General features: G+C 33.4%; 16 protein-coding genes and 1 tRNA gene. 3 read left to right on the forward strand and 14 right to left on the reverse strand.

Translation table 11 applies throughout. The annotated features are described in order from the left end of the window. Positions 1-42 precede the first annotated feature (42 nt). The 14 genes from Q4512_RS04860 to ilvD form a co-directional block, all read right to left on the reverse strand. A complete protein-coding gene (locus Q4512_RS04860) occupies positions 43-1,104 on the reverse strand; it encodes a M20 family metallo-hydrolase (protein ID WP_303422225.1) in 1,062 nt (353 codons plus the stop codon). Then, entirely contained in the window at positions 1,101-1,877 is a 777-nt protein-coding gene (gene argB, locus Q4512_RS04865) for an acetylglutamate kinase (RefSeq protein ID WP_303422227.1), read from the reverse strand. Before argB ends, Q4512_RS04860 begins: the two co-directional genes overlap by 4 nt. Before the next feature lies 1 nt (position 1,878). After that, complete coding sequence (locus Q4512_RS04870; RefSeq protein ID WP_303422230.1) at positions 1,879-2,814, reverse strand: acetylornithine carbamoyltransferase; 936 nt, start codon at positions 2,812-2,814, stop codon at positions 1,879-1,881. Positions 2,815-2,845: 31 nt separating this feature from the next. Continuing rightward, entirely contained in the window at positions 2,846-3,973 is a 1,128-nt protein-coding gene (locus tag Q4512_RS04875) for an aspartate aminotransferase family protein (RefSeq protein WP_303422232.1), read from the reverse strand. A gap of 39 nt (positions 3,974-4,012) precedes the next feature. Next, entirely contained in the window at positions 4,013-4,813 is an 801-nt protein-coding gene (gene proC / locus Q4512_RS04880; protein WP_303422234.1) for a pyrroline-5-carboxylate reductase, read from the reverse strand. A 243-nt stretch (positions 4,814-5,056) separates the two neighbouring features. Then, positions 5,057-6,040 (reverse strand): N-acetyl-gamma-glutamyl-phosphate reductase, encoded by a 984-nt coding sequence (gene argC, locus Q4512_RS04885; RefSeq protein ID WP_303422236.1) that lies wholly within the window; start codon positions 6,038-6,040, stop codon positions 5,057-5,059. A 52-nt stretch (positions 6,041-6,092) separates the two neighbouring features. After that, on the reverse strand, positions 6,093-7,274 hold the full coding sequence (locus Q4512_RS04890) for an argininosuccinate synthase (protein WP_303422238.1): 1,182 nt from the start codon (positions 7,272-7,274) through the stop codon (positions 6,093-6,095). Beyond that, entirely contained in the window at positions 7,267-7,896 is a 630-nt protein-coding gene (locus Q4512_RS04895) for a GNAT family N-acetyltransferase (protein WP_303422241.1), read from the reverse strand. Before Q4512_RS04895 ends, Q4512_RS04890 begins: the two co-directional genes overlap by 8 nt. Before the next feature lie 434 nt (positions 7,897-8,330). Beyond that, positions 8,331-9,908 carry an NADP-dependent glyceraldehyde-3-phosphate dehydrogenase gene (locus Q4512_RS04900; protein WP_303422244.1) on the reverse strand — a complete coding sequence of 526 codons (1,578 nt, stop codon included), beginning with the start codon at positions 9,906-9,908 and terminating at the stop codon, positions 8,331-8,333. Positions 9,909-9,921: 13 nt separating this feature from the next. Next, a complete protein-coding gene (gene ilvA / locus Q4512_RS04905; protein WP_303422247.1) occupies positions 9,922-11,187 on the reverse strand; it encodes a threonine ammonia-lyase IlvA in 1,266 nt (421 codons plus the stop codon). Positions 11,188-11,272: 85 nt separating this feature from the next. Further along, complete coding sequence (ilvC, locus tag Q4512_RS04910) at positions 11,273-12,775, reverse strand: ketol-acid reductoisomerase (RefSeq protein WP_303422249.1); 1,503 nt, start codon at positions 12,773-12,775, stop codon at positions 11,273-11,275. An 18-nt stretch (positions 12,776-12,793) separates the two neighbouring features. Next, positions 12,794-13,324, reverse strand: a complete 531-nt coding sequence (gene ilvN / locus Q4512_RS04915; RefSeq protein ID WP_303422251.1) for an acetolactate synthase small subunit — start codon at positions 13,322-13,324, stop codon at positions 12,794-12,796. A gap of 1 nt (position 13,325) precedes the next feature. After that, positions 13,326-15,062, reverse strand: a complete 1,737-nt coding sequence (ilvB, locus tag Q4512_RS04920) for a biosynthetic-type acetolactate synthase large subunit (RefSeq protein ID WP_303422253.1) — start codon at positions 15,060-15,062, stop codon at positions 13,326-13,328. 100 nt (positions 15,063-15,162) lie between these two features. Then, on the reverse strand, positions 15,163-16,842 hold the full coding sequence (gene ilvD, locus Q4512_RS04925; RefSeq protein ID WP_303422255.1) for a dihydroxy-acid dehydratase: 1,680 nt from the start codon (positions 16,840-16,842) through the stop codon (positions 15,163-15,165). Between the two features lie 433 nt (positions 16,843-17,275). Between ilvD and metK the strand changes: the two genes are divergently transcribed. From metK to Q4512_RS04940, 3 genes are all read left to right on the forward strand, one after another. After that, positions 17,276-18,532, forward strand: coding sequence for a methionine adenosyltransferase (metK, locus tag Q4512_RS04930; protein WP_303422258.1), 1,257 nt, complete (start codon positions 17,276-17,278; stop codon positions 18,530-18,532). A gap of 127 nt (positions 18,533-18,659) precedes the next feature. Then, positions 18,660-18,791 (forward strand): hypothetical protein, encoded by a 132-nt coding sequence (locus tag Q4512_RS04935; RefSeq protein ID WP_303422261.1) that lies wholly within the window; start codon positions 18,660-18,662, stop codon positions 18,789-18,791. Between the two features lie 392 nt (positions 18,792-19,183). Next, positions 19,184-19,265, forward strand: a tRNA-Tyr gene (locus tag Q4512_RS04940). Positions 19,266-19,373 lie beyond the last annotated feature (108 nt).

Consider the following 19,373-nt stretch of genomic DNA (forward strand, 5'->3'; position numbering starts at 1 on the left):
TACGTCTGAGTATTTGTCTTGGTTCTTGATTCTTCTTATTTTTTATAATACTTTTTCTAATAATTCAATATAAATTTTAATCCCATCTTCAATTTCATTAATATGAATAAACTCATTTGCAGAATGTGATCTCGTACTATCTCCTGGTCCTAGTTTTAAAGATGGACAACGCAACACTGCTTGATCGGATAAGGTTGGAGAACCATAGGTACTTCTACCAATTTCTATTCCTGCAATTACTAGAGGGTGATCGATTGGAATAGAAGACGAATTTAATTTTATACTTCTTGGAAGAATACTATCACAAGGCGCTTCTTTTTGCAAAACAGCAACAATATCTTGGTTAGAATATTTATCGTTTACACGCACATCTACTACCAATTTAACATCTGCAGGCACTGCATTGTGTTGTTTACCTGCATTAATTTGTGTGACTGTCATTTTTACTTCGCCTAAAGCTTCAGAAGTTTTATCGAACTTATAATTTTTAAACCATTCTAAAACCGAAATGGTATTATAAATAGCGTTGTCATCATTAGGATGTGCTGCATGACTTGGCGTTCCTTTTACTATTGCATCAAAAACAACTAAACCTTTTTCGGCAACAGCCAAATGCATCAAAGTTGGTTCTCCAACAATAGCAACATCTACTTTTGGAATTACATCTAACATACTATTTAAACCATCTGGACCACTGCTTTCTTCTTCCGCGGAAGCGACAATAACCAAATTAAAACGCAGATTTTCTCTGTTATAAAAATATGCAAAAGTGGCTAATAAACTTACCAAACAACCACCTGCATCATTACTACCTAAACCATACAGTTTACCATCTTCTACAATAGCTTTAAATGGGTCTTTAGTATAACCATTATTAGGTTTCACCGTATCGTGATGCGAATTTAATAATAAGGTTGGCTTGCCATCTTGAAAATGTTTATTGGTTGCCCAAACGTTATTTTTTGTTCGTTTAAAAGGAATATTTTGATTTTTAAACCATTGCTCGATATGTTGTGCAGTTTGATCTTCTTCCGAAGAAAACGACTGCGTTTCAATAAGTGTTTTTAACAGCTGTATTGCTCTTGTTGTTAGATTTTCTATCATTTTGTAATGGTTGTATGTTTATTCTTTGCATTAAAAAGCATGTCTGATTTGCCAATACAAACTTTTTGAACGTGATGATGTATAGCATGAAAACAGTTGTTTAATTTAGGAAGCATACCTTCAAAAATCACTTTATTTTCCACCAATGTTTTATAAGTAGCAGTGTTGATGTTTTCTATTACAGAATCATCGTCTTCTACATGTTCTAAAACACCATTTTTTTCGAAACAATAATATAATTCTGTCTTAAATACTGTAGACAAACCAATAGCTAATTCGGAAGCAATCGTATCTGCATTTGTATTTAATAATTGTCCGTTTTCATCGTGCGTTATAGCACAAAACACAGGAGTAATAGCATTATTTAAAAGTAACACCAAGATTTCTGTATTCACCTCTTTTACATCTCCAACAAAACCATAATCAATATTTTTTACTAGTCGTTTATTAGAAACAATCGTATTTCCATCTGCACCAGAAAAACCAATCGCGTTACAATTATTTGCTTGTAACTGCGCTACTACATTCTTGTTTATCTTTCCAGCATACACCATTGTAATAATATCTAAAGTACCAGCATCTGTAACACGTCTTCCATCAATCATATTAACCTCAACTTTCATTTTTTGTGCTAGTCTAGTTGCTAATTTTCCGCCACCATGAACTAATATTTTTGGCCCAGTGATCCTTGCAAATGCATTTAAAAATTCTTGTAAAGCATCATCGTTATCGATAATATTTCCGCCAATTTTTATGATTTTTAGTGTTTTCATTTTAAAGATTTTCTAATATTTGCTTCAAGACAATTTGTGCTGAAAACGTTCTGTTATTTGCTTGCTGAATCACCACCGAATTTTCACCATCTAAGACAGCATCTTCTACAACCAAATTTCGTCTAACAGGTAAGCAATGCATAAATTTTGCCTTGCCTAACTTGGCTTTGGTCATCATCCAATTTTCATCTTGATTTAATACTTTTCCGTAGTCTTTATAATTACTCCAGTTTTTTACATACACAAAATCGGCATCTTTTAAAGCCTCTTCTTGATTGTAGTGTATGCTAGTATTTTTGGTAATTGCTTGATTTAGCTCATAGCCTTCGGGATGCGTAATACTTAAGTCGACATCCATATTTTGCATCATTTCTACAAACGAATTTGCAACAGCCTGTGGCAATGCTTTAGGATGCGGAGCCCAAGACAAAACCACTTTAGGTTTCGCTTTTTCTGCTAATTCACTTATAGTAATTGCATCTGCTAATGCTTGTAAAGGATGCGCAGTTGCGCTTTCCATATTTACAATAGGAACACTTGCGTATTTGATAAAACTACTCATAATCCTTTCAGATTCATCTAATTTTTTATCTGTTAAACTTGGAAAAGCCCTTACTGCAATCACATCTGCATATTGTGATATTACTTGCGCAGCTTCCTTTATGTGTTCTGAAGTATTTGCATTCATAATTGTACCATCTTCAAACTCTAAATTCCAAGCGTCATTTACGTTAAGAATCATGACATTCATCCCTAAGTTTTTCGCTGCTTTTTCTGTACTTAGTCTCGTTCTTAAACTAGCATTAAAAAAAAGCATCACAAGGGTTTTATTCTTTCCTAAATCTTGAAACTCGTATGGATTCATTTTTAGTAAAATGGCTTCCTTTATGATTTCTTGAAGATTTGAAACATCCGTTATGTTGGTGTATTTTTTCATATTCATTCCCCATAAAAATGGGAATTTTTAATTAATCTAATTCTTTTTTTAAAGCTTCAAAAAACAAATCCACATGTGTTTTTTTAATGGTTAAAGGAGGAAGAATTCGTAATAAATTAGGATTCTTGGCACTTCCTGTAAATATTTTTTGATTAAAAATTAGCTTTTTGCGAAGCTCTGCTATTGGAAAATCGAATTCCAATCCTAACATTAAACCTCGACCTTTTATCTTTTTTATTTCTGAAATTTCTTTTGTTTTTTCGACAAAGTAAGCTGAAATTTCTTTTACATTTTGCATTAAGTTTTCCTCTTCAATCACTTCTAAAACTACTGAAGAAGCAACACATGCTAGATGGTTTCCTCCAAAAGTGGTTCCTAATAAACCAAAGGTCGCTTTTATATTTGGATGGATTAAAATGCCACCAATTGGAAATCCATTTCCCATACCTTTAGCAACAGAAATAATATCTGGTGTCACCTTATATTTTTGAAAGGCAAAAAAATCGCCAGTTCTTCCAAAACCAGATTGCACCTCATCTGCAATAAAGCAAGTGTTGTATTTTTTACATAGTGCATTTACACCTTCGTAAAATGCTGCTGTACTTTCATCTAATCCACCAACACCTTGAATACACTCTATAATTACTGCACAAACATCATTTTTAGCCAGCGCTTTTTCCAAAGCTTCTAAATCTCCTAAGGCTAAAATCTCAACTTCTTGTTGTGCATTAATTGGCGCAATTATTTTAGCATTATCTGTTGCAGCAACTGCTGCAGAAGTTCGACCATGAAAACCATTTTTAAAGGCAACTACTTTTTTCTTTTCGTTATGAAAGGAAGCTAATTTTAAAGCATTCTCGTTTGCTTCCGCTCCAGAATTACACAAAAACAATTGATAATCTTTACAACCAGAAAGTACTTCTAATTTATTTGCTAATGTTACTTGTAACGGATTCTGAATGGAGTTACTATAAAATCCTAATTTAGATACCTGTTCCGAAATTGCAGCTACATATTTTGGGTGAGAATGACCAATAGAAATCACTGCGTGACCTCCATACAAATCTAAATATTTAGTATTGTTTTTATCAAAAACAAAGACATCTTTCGCTTTTACAGGCGTGATATCGAACAATGGATATACGTTAAATAAACTCATGCTTTTTTTATTTATCTAATGGAGTATACTCCATTGCAATTATATTTGCTCTTTTTTAATATTGTTAATTTTGTTGAACGACGCCACCATACCTTGAATTAAAGAGGAACTCAAACCTTTGTGTTCCATTTCGTTTAAACCTTCAATCGTACAACCTTTTGGCGTGGTAACCCTGTCGATTTCTTCTTCAGGATGATTCCCATTTGTAATCAATAAATTAGCAGCTCCTTCACTAGTATACATTGCTAATTCTTGTGCTTCTTTCGCATCAAAGCCTAACTGAATTGCTGCTTGCGTAGTAGCACGAATTAATCGCATCCAAAAAGCAATTCCACTTGCACAAACCACTGTTGCTGCTTGCATCTGACCTTCTGGAATACTTAACGAATGCCCCAATCGGTTAAAAATAGCTTCAGCAATTTTAATGCGTTTTGCACCTTGCTCGTTACTACACAAACAGGTCATCGATTTACCAACCGCAATTGCTGTATTTGGCATGGCACGAATAATAAATTTATCTGCACCAACTACTTCTTCAATCTTAGGAATTAGAAACCCAGTAATGGTAGAAATTAGCACATGCTTTTCTGTTAAAAATGGTTTCACATCTTTTAAAATCCCTTCAAAATGCGCAGGTTGCACAGCAAAAATAATGATGTCCGATTGCTTTACAGCTTCGGTATTATTTGTCGTTAAATACACATTTTTATAACCGTCAAACTCCTGAATTCCTTCTAAATCCCGTTTGGTTAAGTATAAACTGGTAATTGCATTATTAGTTATCAATCCTTTTGCTATAGATTTCCCTAAATTTCCTGTCCCTATGATTGCTATTTTCATTTGTTCGATTTTATTGTTATTTAAAAGTCAAATGTGTTCGCATTAAAAATGCTTGGTTCATATTTCTTTATTTTTTTTGGCGTTACCATAAGGGTCGCGCTTTCCGTTATATCTTTTTATTTGACGACTTCTCGACTGTGCTCGAAGTGACAAATAAAAAGGATGCCACTTCAACTGCGAAGCAATCACGATTTCTTCCAAAATAATAATGGATGAGTAATCGCTAACGCTGCAGCAGAACTACTAAAAGTAGGTTGCTTTCAATTGCAAACCTTCTGTTTCTTCAAAACCATACATTAAATTCATATTTTGAACAGCTTGTCCCGAAGCTCCTTTTAGTAAATTATCAATAATACTTGTCACTAATAATTTATCTTCATGTTTATGCAAGTGAAGAATGCATTTATTTGTATTCACTACTTGCTTTAAATGAATCTCATCTTCTGAAATCACTGTATATGCTGCATCTTTATAAAACGCTGCATATAGCTGTTTTGCTTCTTCTATGCTTCCATTAAACTTGGTATAAAGTGTCGCAAAAATTCCTCTAGAAAAATCGCCACGATTTGGCATAAAATTAATTTCTGCATTAAAACTGTTTTGCAACAATTTTACCGACTGGTTAATCTCTCCTAAATGTTGGTGAGTAAAAGCTTTATAATGAGAAAAATTATTATCTCGCCAAGTAAAATGGGTTGTCGCAGACAAAGATGTCCCTGCTCCTGTTGCACCTGTTACCGCATTAATATGCACATCATTTTGCAACACTTCTGCTTTTGCTAAAGGCAATAATGCTAGCTGAATGGCAGTTGCAAAACATCCAGGATTAGCAATATATTTTGCTTTTGTAATTGCTCTCTTATTTAATTCTGGCAAACCATAAATAAAATCTTTCCCTTCAAAATCCTTATCTGCAAGCAATCTAAAGTCATTACTTAAATCAATGATTTTAGTATTCTCTGAAAAGGTGTTTTTTTCTAAAAAGGCTTTTGAATTTCCGTGACCTAAACACAAGAATAACACATCAATTTCAGCATTGATTTTATTGGTGAACTCTAAATTAGTACTACCAATTAAATCTTGATGTACTTTATATAATTTATTTCCGGCATTAGATGTACTGTAAATAAAATTTATGTTTGCTTTAGGATGCTGCAATAGCAATCTAATTAATTCACCTGCTGTGTAACCTGCACCTCCAATAATTCCTACGCTTATATTTTTCATATAAAATTTTCTTTTCAGACCAACAAGGGTTTTAAAACCTTGCAAGGCTTATTTAGTGATTTACTTGCTGATAGATTTTATTCTGATTACCCACTATTTTAATAAACCCTTTAGCTTCATCTGCTGTCCATCCTTTATTTTCTTCTCCATAACTTCCAAATTTAGCATGCATTAAATCGTGCTTAGAGGAAATACCATCTAAACTAAAATGATATGGCTTCAGTGTTACAAAAACATCTCCTGTAACATTAATCTGACTGCTTTGTAAAAAGGCTTCCATGTCTCGCATTACAGGATCTAAATATTGTCCTTCGTGCAGATGCATTCCGTAGAAATTAGACATATAATCTTTATGTTGTAATTGCCATTTCGTTAAGGTGTGTTTTTCTAATAAATGGTGTGCTTTTATGGTTATTAAAGCTGCAGCAGCTTCAAAACCAACACGTCCTTTTATTCCAACAATAGTATCTCCAACGTGAATATCTCTACCTATTGCATACGCCGAGGCAAGATTATTTAATACTTCAATATTAACTTCTGGATTGTTCTGTATTCCGTTTACTGCGACCAATTCTCCTTTTAAAAAAGTTAAGGTTACTTTTTCATCTTCTGCATGTTTTAATTGTGAAGGATATGCAGCGTCTGGTAATGGTTTTTCTGACGTTAATGTTTCTGCTCCACCAACACTTGTTCCCCAAAGCCCTTTATTTACAGAGTATTTTGCTTTTTCCCAAGACATATCGATTCCGTTTTCTTTTAAGTAATCAATCTCTTGCTGCCTAGTCAAGCTTCCGTCTCTAATTGGTGTAACAATCTGAATATGTGGCGCTAATGTTTGAAAAATCATATCAAAACGCACTTGGTCGTTTCCTGCTCCTGTACTTCCATGAGCAATATACTCTGCATCAATACTTTTAGCATATTCTACAATTTCTATAGCTTGAATAATACGTTCTGCACTAACAGATAAAGGATATGTATTATTTTTCAATACATTACCAAAAATTAAATACTTAATCACTTTATCATAATACGAGGAAATTGCGTCTATGTTTTTATAGGTAGACACCCCCATTTTATAGGCATTATCCTCAATGGTTTTTATTTCTTCGGTAGAAAAACCTCCAGTATTTACACTAACTGCATGTACATCGTATCCAGCTTTACTTAAACTTACTGCGCAATAGGATGTATCTAATCCACCACTATATGCTATGACTAATTTTTTACTCATCTTTCTTTTCTTTTTTTAGGAACATGGATTGCTTAATGTTTTTCAATCTGGTCCATACTTTTTTATCATGATTATTTGCCTCAGGTTTTATTGCTTCTTTTTTAGAAGGATCATACAACATACCTGTACATAAGCACATTTTCTGTTCGGTTCTTGTTAAGACATCAAAATTTTTGCAGGTTTGACAGCCGTTCCAAAAAGATTGATCATCGGTTAATTCTGAAAACGTAACTGGCTTGTAACCCAAATCGCTATTCATTTTCATAACAGCTAAACCTGTAGTAATACTAAACACTTTAGCATCTGGAAACTTGGTTCTAGAATGTTCAAAAATTATTTTTTTTATTTTTTTTGCTAATCCTAAATTCCTAAAATCAGGATGAACAATTAAACCAGAATTAGCAACAAACTTACCATGCCCCCATTGTTCGATATAACAAAAACCTGCGAACTTATTATCTTCTATAGCAATGACCGCATTTCCATTTTCCATTTTGGTAATGATGTATTCTGGTTTTCGTTTAGCAATACCTGTTCCTCTAACCTGAGCAGCTTGGGCAATAGTTTCGCAAATAACATCTGCGTATATACTATGTGATTTGTTAGCAATGACAATTTCCATTGTAATTGATTTATTAAATTAAAATGTAATGATTTTGTTTTCTTGAAAGCAGAACTGGACTCACCTTAGTTCTATAAATAGAAGTACACCCTAAGGGCGACGACGTAAAAAAGGACGCACTAAAATGTTATTATTATTTCTAATAAATGTATGTAAAGTGTAAAATATTTGTGAATTGTTCATTGTAAAAAAATAAAAAACGTATTAACTAATTAGCTTGAAGTTTGAGCATTAGCGACGTCGTCTGCTCATTGGCAAACTCATGGGTCTTTCGATCTGATTTTTATTTTCTTGAAATAACATACTGTAAAACTATAAATTAAATTAATACAAACTAACAAAACCTGTATTTAGTTTATAAAATTATGAGATTAGTAATTTTTAAGCCTCCTAATTAAATAAACCTTATTATTATGCTTTTTATCTCAAAAAAATTACAAAATATAATCTGTACTCACAAAGTTTGAAGCCTTAGAGTCTAACAATTCTTTCAAAATAGCATTATTATATGCATTGTCTTTTGAAGCAACAAAAGTTCTAATTGAAAAAGAACGTAAAGCATCATGTACACTTAGTGTAGCTACAGCAGAATCTTTTCGACCAGTAAACGGATAGACATCTGGTCCTCTTTGACAAGAGCTGTTTAAATTTACACGACAAACTAAGTTTACTAAAGTATCTATTAAAGGAGCTAACGTTTTTACATCTTGACCAAAGAGACTTACTTGTTGTCCATAATTTGAAGCAGCCATATCATCTAAAGGCTCTTCAATATCATTAAAAGGGACAACTGGTATTACAGGACCAAATTGTTCTTCTTGAAAAACACGCATCTCTTTATTTACTGGATATAACACAGCAGGAAAAATATAATTCGCTGTAGTTTCTCCTCCTTTTTTATTAATAATCTTTGCTCCTTTAGCAGTAGCATCATCTAATAACTCTTGAATATATGCTGGCTTGTCCGGTTCTGGCAATGGAGTTAATTTTGCTCCATCTTCCCATGGGTTTGCAAACTTAAGTGCGTCTACTTTTTCTGAAAAGCGCTTATTAAACTCATTAACGATATCTTCATGTACATAAAGTACTTTTAATGCAGTACATCGTTGTCCATTAAAGGAAGTTGTTCCTGCAATACATTCATTTATTGCTAAATCTAAATCGGCATCTTTTAAAACTATCCCAGGATTTTTAGCCTCTAAACCTAAAACCAAACGCAATCTGTTGCTCTTAGGGTGTTGACTTTGTAATGCATTTGCAGATTTACTATTTCCAATTAATGCTAACACATCTACTTTACCAGACTGCATAATTGGTGCAGCTACTGTTCTACCTCTTCCATAGATAATATTCACAACACCTTTTGGAAAACTTGTTTGAAATGCTTCTAACAATGGAGAGATTAATAAAACACCATGCTTTGCAGGTTTAAAAACTGCTGTATTCCCCATTATTAAAGCAGGAATTAAAAGCGCAAATGTTTCATTTAAAGGATAATTATAAGGTCCTAAACATAAAACAACACCTAAAGGTCCACGACGAATATGTGCATTTACACCCGCATTTTTTTCAAATTTAGCACTATCGCGATCCATTTGTTTATAATCCTCAATAGTATCGTAGATATACTCAACTGTTCTATCAAATTCTTTTTCAGAATCAGGTAAGTTTTTCCCAATTTCCCACATTAATAGTTTTACAATTTCTTCACGCTTGGTTTTCATTTGAGTAACAAATTTTTCCATGCATGCAATTCGATCTAAAACCTTCATAGTTGGCCATAAACCTTGCCCTTTATTATATGCTAAACATGCTGCATCTAAAGCTTCTAAAGCTTCTTTTTTGCCTAAAGTTGGTATGCTTCCTAATAATGTCGGTTTATATTCTTTAGTAGAAGAAATTGTTGAAAAAACCTGCGAGGTTTCTCCAGCCCATGATTTCAATTCACCACTAACTAAATAAGTATCTTGGTTTAAAATCTCGTTTATTTGATACGCTTTAGGTATGCTCATAATATTTATATATTTAAACTAAAAATTGGAATAAATCTGGTTTATCGTTTAGGTAATCTCCATAAAAATTATGAAGTTTCATTTTGGTAATTAACGGCTCCAAGTCTGCAGGAGATTTAAGTTCTAAACCAACCACAGCAACATCATTTTCGCGATTTACTTTTTTGGTGTATTCAAAATGTGTGATATCATCTGTTGGACCTAAAATATCGACTACAAATTCACGTAAAGCCCCAGCACGTTGTGGAAACTTAATAATAAAATAGTGTTTCAGTTTTGCATGCAATAAAGCACGTTCTTTAATTTCTGGAGTACGTGTAATATCGTTATTGCTTCCACTAACTACACAGACAACGTTTTTACCTTTAATTATTTCTTTATATTGATCTAAAGCAGCAATACTTAAAGCGCCAGCTGGCTCTACAACTACTGCATCTTTATTATATAATTCTAAAATGGTTTGACAAACCTTTCCTTCGGGAACCGTTATCATATCACTTAAATTTTGCTGACAAATAGCAAAATTTAAATCACCAACACGCTTTACTGCTGCTCCATCAACAAAATTTTCAATTTGTTTTAAAGTAGTATTTTTTTTGTTAGCTAAGGAAGTTTTCATAGAGGGGGCTCCTTCTGGTTCTACACCAATAATTTTAGTTTCTGGAGATAAAAGTTTAAAAACAGACGATAATCCTGAAGACAAACCTCCTCCTCCTACTGGAACAAAAACATAATGAATGGGATGCTGTGCTTGATCGATAATTTCTAAACCAACAGTTGCCTGTCCTTCAATAACTTTTTCATCATTAAAAGGGTGAATAAATGTTTTATTTAATTTTTCACACTGCAACATTGCTGCATCATATGCATCGTCGAAAGTATCCCCAACTAAAACAACATCTATATAATCTTCACCAAACATTTTAACCTGTTCGACCTTTTGGTTGGGTGTAGGCGAAGGCATGAAAATGGTTCCTTTTATTTTTAACAACCTACAAGATAAGGCAACACCTTGCGCATGATTACCTGCACTAGCACATACAATACCGTTTTCAATTTGTGTCGCACTTAGAGAAGAGATCTTATTGTATGCTCCTCTAATTTTATACGAACGCACTTGTTGTAAATCTTCGCGTTTAAATAAAATATTTGCTTCAAACTGCTTAGAGTATTGCATATTAGCAATTAAAGGAGTTACAGATGCAACTCCTTTTAATTTTTCAGCAGCAGCTTCAACCGCTTCTAATGTTGGCTTGTATATTGTCTTGGTTTCTTCCATAATTCCTGCGAAAGCAGGAATCTCATCCTACTATTCTCATTATTTCCTTTTGTGTATAGATTCCTGCCTGCGCAGGAATTAAAAGTTAAGCCAAAACGGAATCTTCCGTTTTTACATCTGATTTTATAATTTTCATTGCAGTCATTGCTGCTCTTAAACGTTTTCCAACTGTTTCTATTGGATGGTTTCTAATAGCATCATTAACAGCTATTAATTCTATATTATCGACTCCGTTTGCATTAGAATACGCTTTTCCAATAATATCTATTTTCACGGTTTTCATGAAATCGGTTAATAATGGTTTACATGCATGATCAAACAAATAACAACCATATTCTGCTGTATCAGAAATCACTCTATTCATTTCAAACAATTTCTTTCTAGCAATTGTATTTGCAATTAATGGTAATTCGTGAAGCGACTCGTAGTAAGCAGAATCTTCAATAATTCCTGCACTTACCATAGTTTCATAAGCTAATTCGACACCAGATTTAACAAATGCAACCAATAAGGTTCCATGATCAAAATACTCTTGTTCTGAAATATGATCTGTAGTTAGCGTTGTTTTTTCAAACGCTGTTTCTCCTGTTGCAGCTCTCCAAGTTAAAAGGTTTACATCGTCATTAGCCCAATCTTCCATCATGGTTTTTGAGAAGTGACCAGAGATAATATCATCCATATGTTTTTCAAATAATGGACGCATGATATCTTTTAATTCTTCAGATAATTGGTATGCTTTTATTTTTGCAGGATTAGATAAACGATCCATCATATTTGTAATACCACCATGTTTTAAAGCTTCGGTAATAGTTTCCCAGCCAAACTGGATTAATTTTCCTGCATAACCAGGCTCAATTCCTTCTTCGACCATCTTATCAAAAGATAAAATTGCTCCTGTTTGTAACAAACCACAAAGAATGGTTTGTTCTCCCATTAAATCACTTTTTACCTCAGCGACAAATGAAGACTGCAAAACACCAGCTCTATCTCCTCCAGTAGCAACTGCGTATGCTTTTGCTTGTGCCCAACCTTTATTTTCTGGATCGTTTTCTGGGTGCACAGCTATTAAAGTTGGCACACCAAATCCGCGTTTATATTCTTCTCTTACTTCTGTCCCAGGACATTTAGGAGCAACCATAATTACGGTTAAATCTTCGCGAACTTGCGTTCCTTCTTCTACAATATTAAATCCGTGTGAATAGCTTAATGTTGCACCTTTTTTCATTAAAGGCATTACTGCTTTCACAACATTTGTATGTTGTTTATCTGGTGTTAAATTTAACACTAAATCTGCTGTTGGAATTAATTCCTGATATGTACCAACCGTAAAATTGTTTGAAGTTGCATTCTTGTAAGATTCTCTTTTTTCATCGATAGCTACTTGACGTAATGTATACGAAATATCTAATCCAGAATCTCGCATATTTAATCCTTGATTTAATCCTTGCGCACCACAACCAACAATAACGATTTTCTTTCCTTTTAATGCATCTACACCATCTTCAAACTCTGAAGCATCCATGAATCTACATTTTCCTAATTGTTCTAATTGGTTTCTTAATGATAATGTGTTGAAATAATTTGACATTGTCTTTTATTTTAATTGTTATGCTTGAAAAGCTTCTAGCATTGTTGATATTTTCATTTCTTCTTTAGATACTGCAATACGACCTGAGCGCGTAAATTGCATAATCCCAAAAGCACTTAATTCTCTGTATAATAATTCTATTTCTTCTTTACGACCAGATTTTTCAATCACAAAAAAGTCTCTATTCACGGTTACAATTCTTGCATTGCTTTCTTTTATTATATTTTGAATTTCACGTTCATCAAATAACAAACCAGATTTCATTTTAAAAATGCAAGATTCTTGATAAATAATTTCTTCTTCTGTATGATAAAAAGCTTTAATGACCTCTACTTGTTTTTCTATTTGACCTATAATTTTCTTCATATTATCTTCGGTCATATTTACTACTATAGTAAACCTGGAAACACTTTCAATTTCTGAAGGAGAAGTATTTAAACTCTCTATATTTATATGTCTTCTTTGAAAAATTGCTGAAATTCTATTCAACAATCCTATGTTATTTTCCGTATAAACGGAAACTGTAAATAGTTGTTTATCTGTACTCATATTATTCTAATCTTATATCTGAAACGGAAGCACCTGTTGGTATCATAGGAAATACATTATCTTCCTTTTCCACACAAACTTCTAAAAAGTAAGCTTCTTTACTAGCCATCATTTCTGCAACTGCTTCTGCTAATTCTTCTCTTTTTGTAACTTTTCTTGCTCTAATATAGTATCCCTCTGCAATGGCTACGAAATTTGGATTTACCATTTCTGTAGAAGCATATCGCTTATCAAAAAACAACTGTTGCCATTGACGAACCATTCCTAAGAAATCATTATTTAAAACCACTACTTTTACTGCCGCTTTTTGTTGAAAAATAGTACCTAATTCTTGAATCGTCATTTGATAACCACCATCACCAGAAATAGAAACCACTTCACGTTCTGGCCTTGCCATTTTTGCTCCAATAGCAGCTGGAAGACCAAATCCCATAGTACCTAATCCTCCCGAAGTAATATTACTTTTGGTTTGATTAAACTCGGCATAACGACAAGCAATCATTTGGTGCTGACCAACATCACTAACAATTGCAGCTTCTCCTTTTGACTGGATATTTATTTGATTTAAAACTTCTCCCATTGTCAATCCTTCTTTAGTAGGATGCAAATCGTTTTTAATTACTTTTTCATACTCAACAGCATATAAATCTTTAAATTTTTGATGCCATTCTGCATGTGTATTTTTATTTATTAAAGGAAGTATTGCTTCTAAACTCGCTTTAGCATCTCCTAAAACAGCAACATCTGCTTTTACATTTTTATTTATTTCGGCAGGATCAATTTCAAAATGAATCACTTTTGCTTGCTTTGCATAGGTTGCTAAATTTCCAGTAACCCGGTCATCAAAACGCATTCCTATTGCTATTAAAAGATCACATTCGTTAGTTAATACATTTGGTGCATAATTACCATGCATACCAACCATTCCAATATTTAATGGGTGAGATGTTGGTATTGCTGAAGCACCTAAGATAGTCCATGCAGAAGGAATTCCTGCTTTTTCAATCACCGCTTTAAAAGCTTCTTCTGCTTCACTTAAAATAACACCTTGTCCCCATACTACTAGTGGTTTTTTAGCTGCATTAATTAGTTTTGCAGCTGCTTCTAGAGAAGATTTTTCTGTTTTAGGAATAGGATTATAACTCCTTACCCCTTTACATTTTTTATATGCAAAATCAAATTCTTCAAATTGCGCATCTTTGGTAATATCGATTAAAACAGGTCCTGGACGACCACTTTTAGCAATATAAAATGCTTTTGCTAAAACTTCTGGAATATCGGAAGCTTTAGTTATTTGGCAGTTCCATTTAGTAACAGGTGTTGAAATACCAACAATATCTGTTTCTTGAAATGCATCACTACCTAGTAAATGCGAAGCTACCTGACCTGTAATACAAACCAACGGCGTACTATCTATTTGCGCATCGGCAATTCCTGTAATTAAATTGGTTGCTCCTGGTCCTGAAGTTGCAATTGCAACCCCGACCTCTCCAGAAATTCTTGCATACCCTTGCGCTGCATGTGCTGCACATTGTTCATGACGTGCTAAAACGTGATGAATTTTGTCTTGGTATTTATATAATTCGTCGTAAACAGGCATTATAGCTCCTCCTGGATAGCCATACAATACTTTTACACCTTCTTCTAAAAGACATCTTACAACTGCTTCGCTTCCAGAGATACGAACTGCAGTAGTTGTGCTTTCTTTTTTATTTTGAATGGTTTGAGTTTCTTTCATCTCATTTATTTTATTTGATATCCTTCGCAAAGCTTAGGATGAGATTTTTGTTCCATTTTTAATTGCATCAATACAATTACAATCTGCCTTGGCAGAGGTTTTACGCATCAGTAACACATCCTTTTGAAGCAGATGCCACTGTTTTTGCGTATTTATATAAAATTCCTTTTTTATGTTTTAATGGTGGAGCAATCCATGTAGCTTTTCTTTCTGCTAATTCTTCATCAGAAATTAAAACGTTTATAGAATTGTCTTCTGCACTAATTTTTATTTTATCTCCGGTTTTTAAAATAGCTATAGTTCCTCCAGACTGAGCTTCTGGTGTAATATGACCTACAACAAAACCATGTGTACCTCCAGAAAAACGTCCATCGGTAATTAATGCTACAGATTTACCTAAACCTGCTCCCATTATTAAGGATGTTGGTTTTAACATTTCTGGCATTCCTGGACCTCCTTTTGGACCAACATACCTAATGACGACTACATCTCCTTTCTCAACTTCTCCATTAGAAATTCCTGTATTTGCTTCTTGTTCACCATTATAAACCACGGCTTTTCCTTCAAACAGCAAACCTTCATTTCCTGAAATTTTTGCTACTGCCCCTTCTGTTGCAAGGTTTCCATAAATAATTTGAATATTCCCAGAAGACTTTAATGCTTTATCTTTAGGATAAATAACATCTTGTTCTTCAAACTCCATTGCTTCAACGCCTGCTAAATTTTCTGCTAATGTTTTTCCGGTAACGGTTAAACAATCCCCATGTAAATAGCCATTATCTAATAGGTATTTCATAATTGCTGGTGTACCACCAACGCTATGCACATCTTCCATTAAATATTTTCCTGACGGTTTTAAATCAGCAATTAAAGGCGTTCTATCACTTACGCGTTGAAAATCTTCTAAAGTAAACTCAATATCTGCTGCATGTGCGATTGCTAAAAAGTGTAGTACAGCATTGGTAGAACCACCTAAAGCATTTACTAAAGCAATTGCATTTTCTAAAGATTTTTTAGAAATAATATCTAAAGGCTTTAAATCCAGTTCTAATAAATTTTTAATTGCTAAAGCTGTTCTTTCTGATTCTGATAATTTATTCGGATTCTCTGCTGGAATGGAAGAATTATAAGGCAAAGCAAAACCCATACATTCGATAGCAGAAGCCATTGTATTTGCTGTGTACATACCACCACAGGCTCCAGCACCAGGAATAGCTCTTTTAATAATTTCTCTATATTCTTCTTCGTCAATTTCTCCTGCTACTTTTTGCCCCAAAGCCTCAAAAGCCGAAACAACGTTAAGCTTTCTTCCTTTATAATTCCCAGAAGCAATAGTACCTCCATACATCATAATAGAAGGACGATTTAGGCGTAACATTGCGATTACTGCCCCAGGCATATTTTTATCACATCCAACCACAGAAATTAATGCATCGTAACTTTGCGCATTCATAACGGTTTCTATCGAATCTGCAATAATATCCCTAGAAGCTAAGGAATAATTCATTCCTGAAGTCCCCATAGAAATACCATCTGAAACACCAATAGTATTAAACCCTAAACCTACTAAACCTGCAATTTTACATTCAATTTTAACTTCTCCAGCCAATCCATTTAAATGCATATTACATGGATTACCATCGTAACCAGTACTTGCAATACCAACCTGAGCTTTCTGCATGTCTTCATCTGTCAAGCCTACTGCATAAAGCATAGCTTGAGATGCTGGTTGCGATTCATCTTGTGTTAATCTTTTACTGTGTTTGTTTAATTCGCTCATATTTTTTTTATACAAATTATATTTGCGAGAACTAAATTAGTGGTTTACTGTTTTCTATATCTAATTATTCGTTTTACCTAGCTAAATCCAATAGTAATATTAAAATATTAAACTGTTGATTTACAAGCTGTTACCGGTAAATATGTATGATGTTCAATTCTTTATTTTTTTTATTAAGCACCTTATTGTTTATTAATTTTAATCTAGTTCGTTGTTTTATATGGTTAAAGGAACTTAACTTTTACTTAAAAAACTTAAAATTGGTATGTGTTCCGTTTTATTTTTCTACTTTTGTCTCATTAAATATTAAGAGGAAAAATTTGTCTGATTGCAACCTCATAAAAAAAATGCTAAAGCAGTAAGTTATTCACTTCTCTAGCGACCAAGCAATCCAACAAATTTATAATTAAACTATAATTTAAAATTAGGATTTATGCCATATTTATTTACTTCTGAAAGCGTATCAGAAGGACATCCAGATAAAGTAGCAGACCAAATAAGTGATGCTTTAATTGATCATTTTTTAGCTTTTGATTCAGAGTCTAAAGTTGCATGCGAAACATTAGTCACCACTGGTCAAGTTGTACTTGCTGGAGAAGTAAAATCGAACACCTATTTAGACGTACAAAAAATTGCACGTGATACCATAAACAAAATTGGTTATACGAAAAGCGACTATATGTTTGACGGGAACTCTTGTGGTGTTTTTTCTGCTATACACGAACAGTCTGATGACATTAACCGTGGTGTAGACAGAGCTAGCAAAGAAGAACAGGGAGCAGGAGACCAAGGAATGATGTTTGGTTATGCAACAAACGAAACCGAAAACTATATGCCTTTAGCATTAGATCTTTCACATAAGATTATGTTTGAACTTGCTGAATTAAGAAGAGAAAACAAAGAAATCACCTATTTACGTCCAGATTCTAAAAGTCAGGTAACTATTGAATATAGTGATGATAATGTACCACAGCGAATCGAAGCTATTGTTGTATCTACACAACATGATGATTTTGATGCAAATGACGATGTGATGCTAACAAAAATTAGAAAAGATATTGTAGCAATATTAATTCCTAGAGTGATTGCCAAATTACCAGAAAACATACAAGCTCTTTTTAATGATGATATTAAATATCACATTAACCCAACAGGTAAATTTGTTATTGGTGGACCTCATGGTGACACAGGACTTACAGGAAGAAAAATTATTGTAGATACATATGGTGGTAAAGGCGCCCATGGTGGAGGAGCTTTTTCTGGCAAAGACCCAAGCAAGGTAGACCGAAGTGCTGCTTATGCAACAAGGCATATTGCAAAAAATTTAGTTGCAGCAGGAATTTGTGACGAAATTCTAGTACAGGTAAGTTATGCTATTGGTGTTGTAGAACCAATGGGGATTTTTGTAGACACTTATGGTACTTGCCCTTTTAATATGACAGATGGAGAAATCGCTAATAAGATTTCTGAAATTTTTGATATGCGTCCTTCTGCTATTGAAACGCGTTTAAAATTAAGAAACCCTATGTATGGTGAAACTGCTGCATATGGACATATGGGAAGAGTAAATGAAACAGTAAGAAAAACATTCTCACAACCAAACGGAGATGATCTAACTATGGATGTCGAATTATTTACATGGGAAAAATTAGATTATGTAGAGCAAGTAAAAACTGCCTTTGAGTTGTAAAAATCTCGATTATATCATTTCAAAAAGCCTCTAATTTTATTAGCGGCTTTTTTTTATCTAACAATCACGCATTTACACGCTTAAGCACTTGATTAATAAATGATAAACATAGCTATTATTTATTTAAATGCTACGCAAACAATTAGCGGCTCTGCATTTTGGATCGCAAGCGAACTATTTAGATGTTCCAGAATCGTTAACCAAGTACATGGACTGGTCACTTCAGTCATTTAATACTGGTTACCATGCATGCCTATAAATTACATTATGATTTGAGAGATGTACAACGAAAAAATTAGAAAACCTTCGCAATTGATTCCTGGTAAAAACAGTGATATATTTATTGTTGGCGAACCTATTCTAAGGATCAAGCTTGGGTAGAAGTTGCTTTTTGCACTACAGAATCTGTACTAAACGACTTTTTGGTATCGATCCAATTATAGACACCGAACACTATCCTTTTACTTGGAAAGAAAAATATGTTAAAAAACAAATAAATTAAAACAGCTTACCAAGCTATAAAACTTTAGATAACAAACAGATACCTCGAAGAAATTTAGTTCGCTAAATTTAAAAGCTAATTTTTTATAAAAAAGACCTAATTATATAGTTGAAAAAATATAAAACTTAAATATATTTGGCGTCACGTTTGGGGAGATACTCAAGCGGCCAACGAGGACAGACTGTAACTCTGTTGTTTTTAACTTCGCAGGTTCGAATCCTGCTCTCCCCACTTTAACTTGAAAAGTTTGCATATTTTATGCAAACTTTTTTTTTGAGATAAAACCAAAATTTATTTAAGATTTGGTTTAGAGGAAAACCAGAAAGACCATATGTAAGC

Source organism: Oceanihabitans sp. 2_MG-2023 (genome assembly GCF_030547245.1).
In the GTDB taxonomy this organism is placed as follows: domain Bacteria; phylum Bacteroidota; class Bacteroidia; order Flavobacteriales; family Flavobacteriaceae; genus Oceanihabitans.

What these genes read in the sequence shown, in the direction of transcription:
- Q4512_RS04860 (WP_303422225.1), bottom strand. Translation starts at nt 1,104, where the DNA reads ATGATAGAAAATCTAACAACAAGAGCAATACAGCTGTTAAAAACACTT.
- argB (WP_303422227.1), bottom strand. Translation starts at nt 1,877, where the DNA reads ATGAAAACACTAAAAATCATAAAAATTGGCGGAAATATTATCGATAAC.
- Q4512_RS04870 (WP_303422230.1), bottom strand. Translation starts at nt 2,814, where the DNA reads ATGAAAAAATACACCAACATAACGGATGTTTCAAATCTTCAAGAAATC.
- Q4512_RS04875 (WP_303422232.1), bottom strand. Translation starts at nt 3,973, where the DNA reads ATGAGTTTATTTAACGTATATCCATTGTTCGATATCACGCCTGTAAAA.
- proC (WP_303422234.1), bottom strand. Translation starts at nt 4,813, where the DNA reads ATGAAAATAGCAATCATAGGGACAGGAAATTTAGGGAAATCTATAGCA.
- argC (WP_303422236.1), bottom strand. Translation starts at nt 6,040, where the DNA reads ATGAAAAATATAAGCGTAGGAATTATTGGAGGTGCAGGTTACACAGCA.
- Q4512_RS04890 (WP_303422238.1), bottom strand. Translation starts at nt 7,274, where the DNA reads ATGAGTAAAAAATTAGTCATAGCATATAGTGGTGGATTAGATACATCC.
- Q4512_RS04895 (WP_303422241.1), bottom strand. Translation starts at nt 7,896, where the DNA reads ATGGAAATTGTCATTGCTAACAAATCACATAGTATATACGCAGATGTT.
- Q4512_RS04900 (WP_303422244.1), bottom strand. Translation starts at nt 9,908, where the DNA reads ATGAGCATACCTAAAGCGTATCAAATAAACGAGATTTTAAACCAAGAT.
- ilvA (WP_303422247.1), bottom strand. Translation starts at nt 11,187, where the DNA reads ATGGAAGAAACCAAGACAATATACAAGCCAACATTAGAAGCGGTTGAA.
- ilvC (WP_303422249.1), bottom strand. Translation starts at nt 12,775, where the DNA reads ATGTCAAATTATTTCAACACATTATCATTAAGAAACCAATTAGAACAA.
- ilvN (WP_303422251.1), bottom strand. Translation starts at nt 13,324, where the DNA reads ATGAGTACAGATAAACAACTATTTACAGTTTCCGTTTATACGGAAAAT.
- ilvB (WP_303422253.1), bottom strand. Translation starts at nt 15,062, where the DNA reads ATGAAAGAAACTCAAACCATTCAAAATAAAAAAGAAAGCACAACTACT.
- ilvD (WP_303422255.1), bottom strand. Translation starts at nt 16,842, where the DNA reads ATGAGCGAATTAAACAAACACAGTAAAAGATTAACACAAGATGAATCG.
- metK (WP_303422258.1), top strand. Translation starts at nt 17,276, where the DNA reads ATGCCATATTTATTTACTTCTGAAAGCGTATCAGAAGGACATCCAGAT.
- Q4512_RS04935 (WP_303422261.1), top strand. Translation starts at nt 18,660, where the DNA reads ATGCTACGCAAACAATTAGCGGCTCTGCATTTTGGATCGCAAGCGAAC.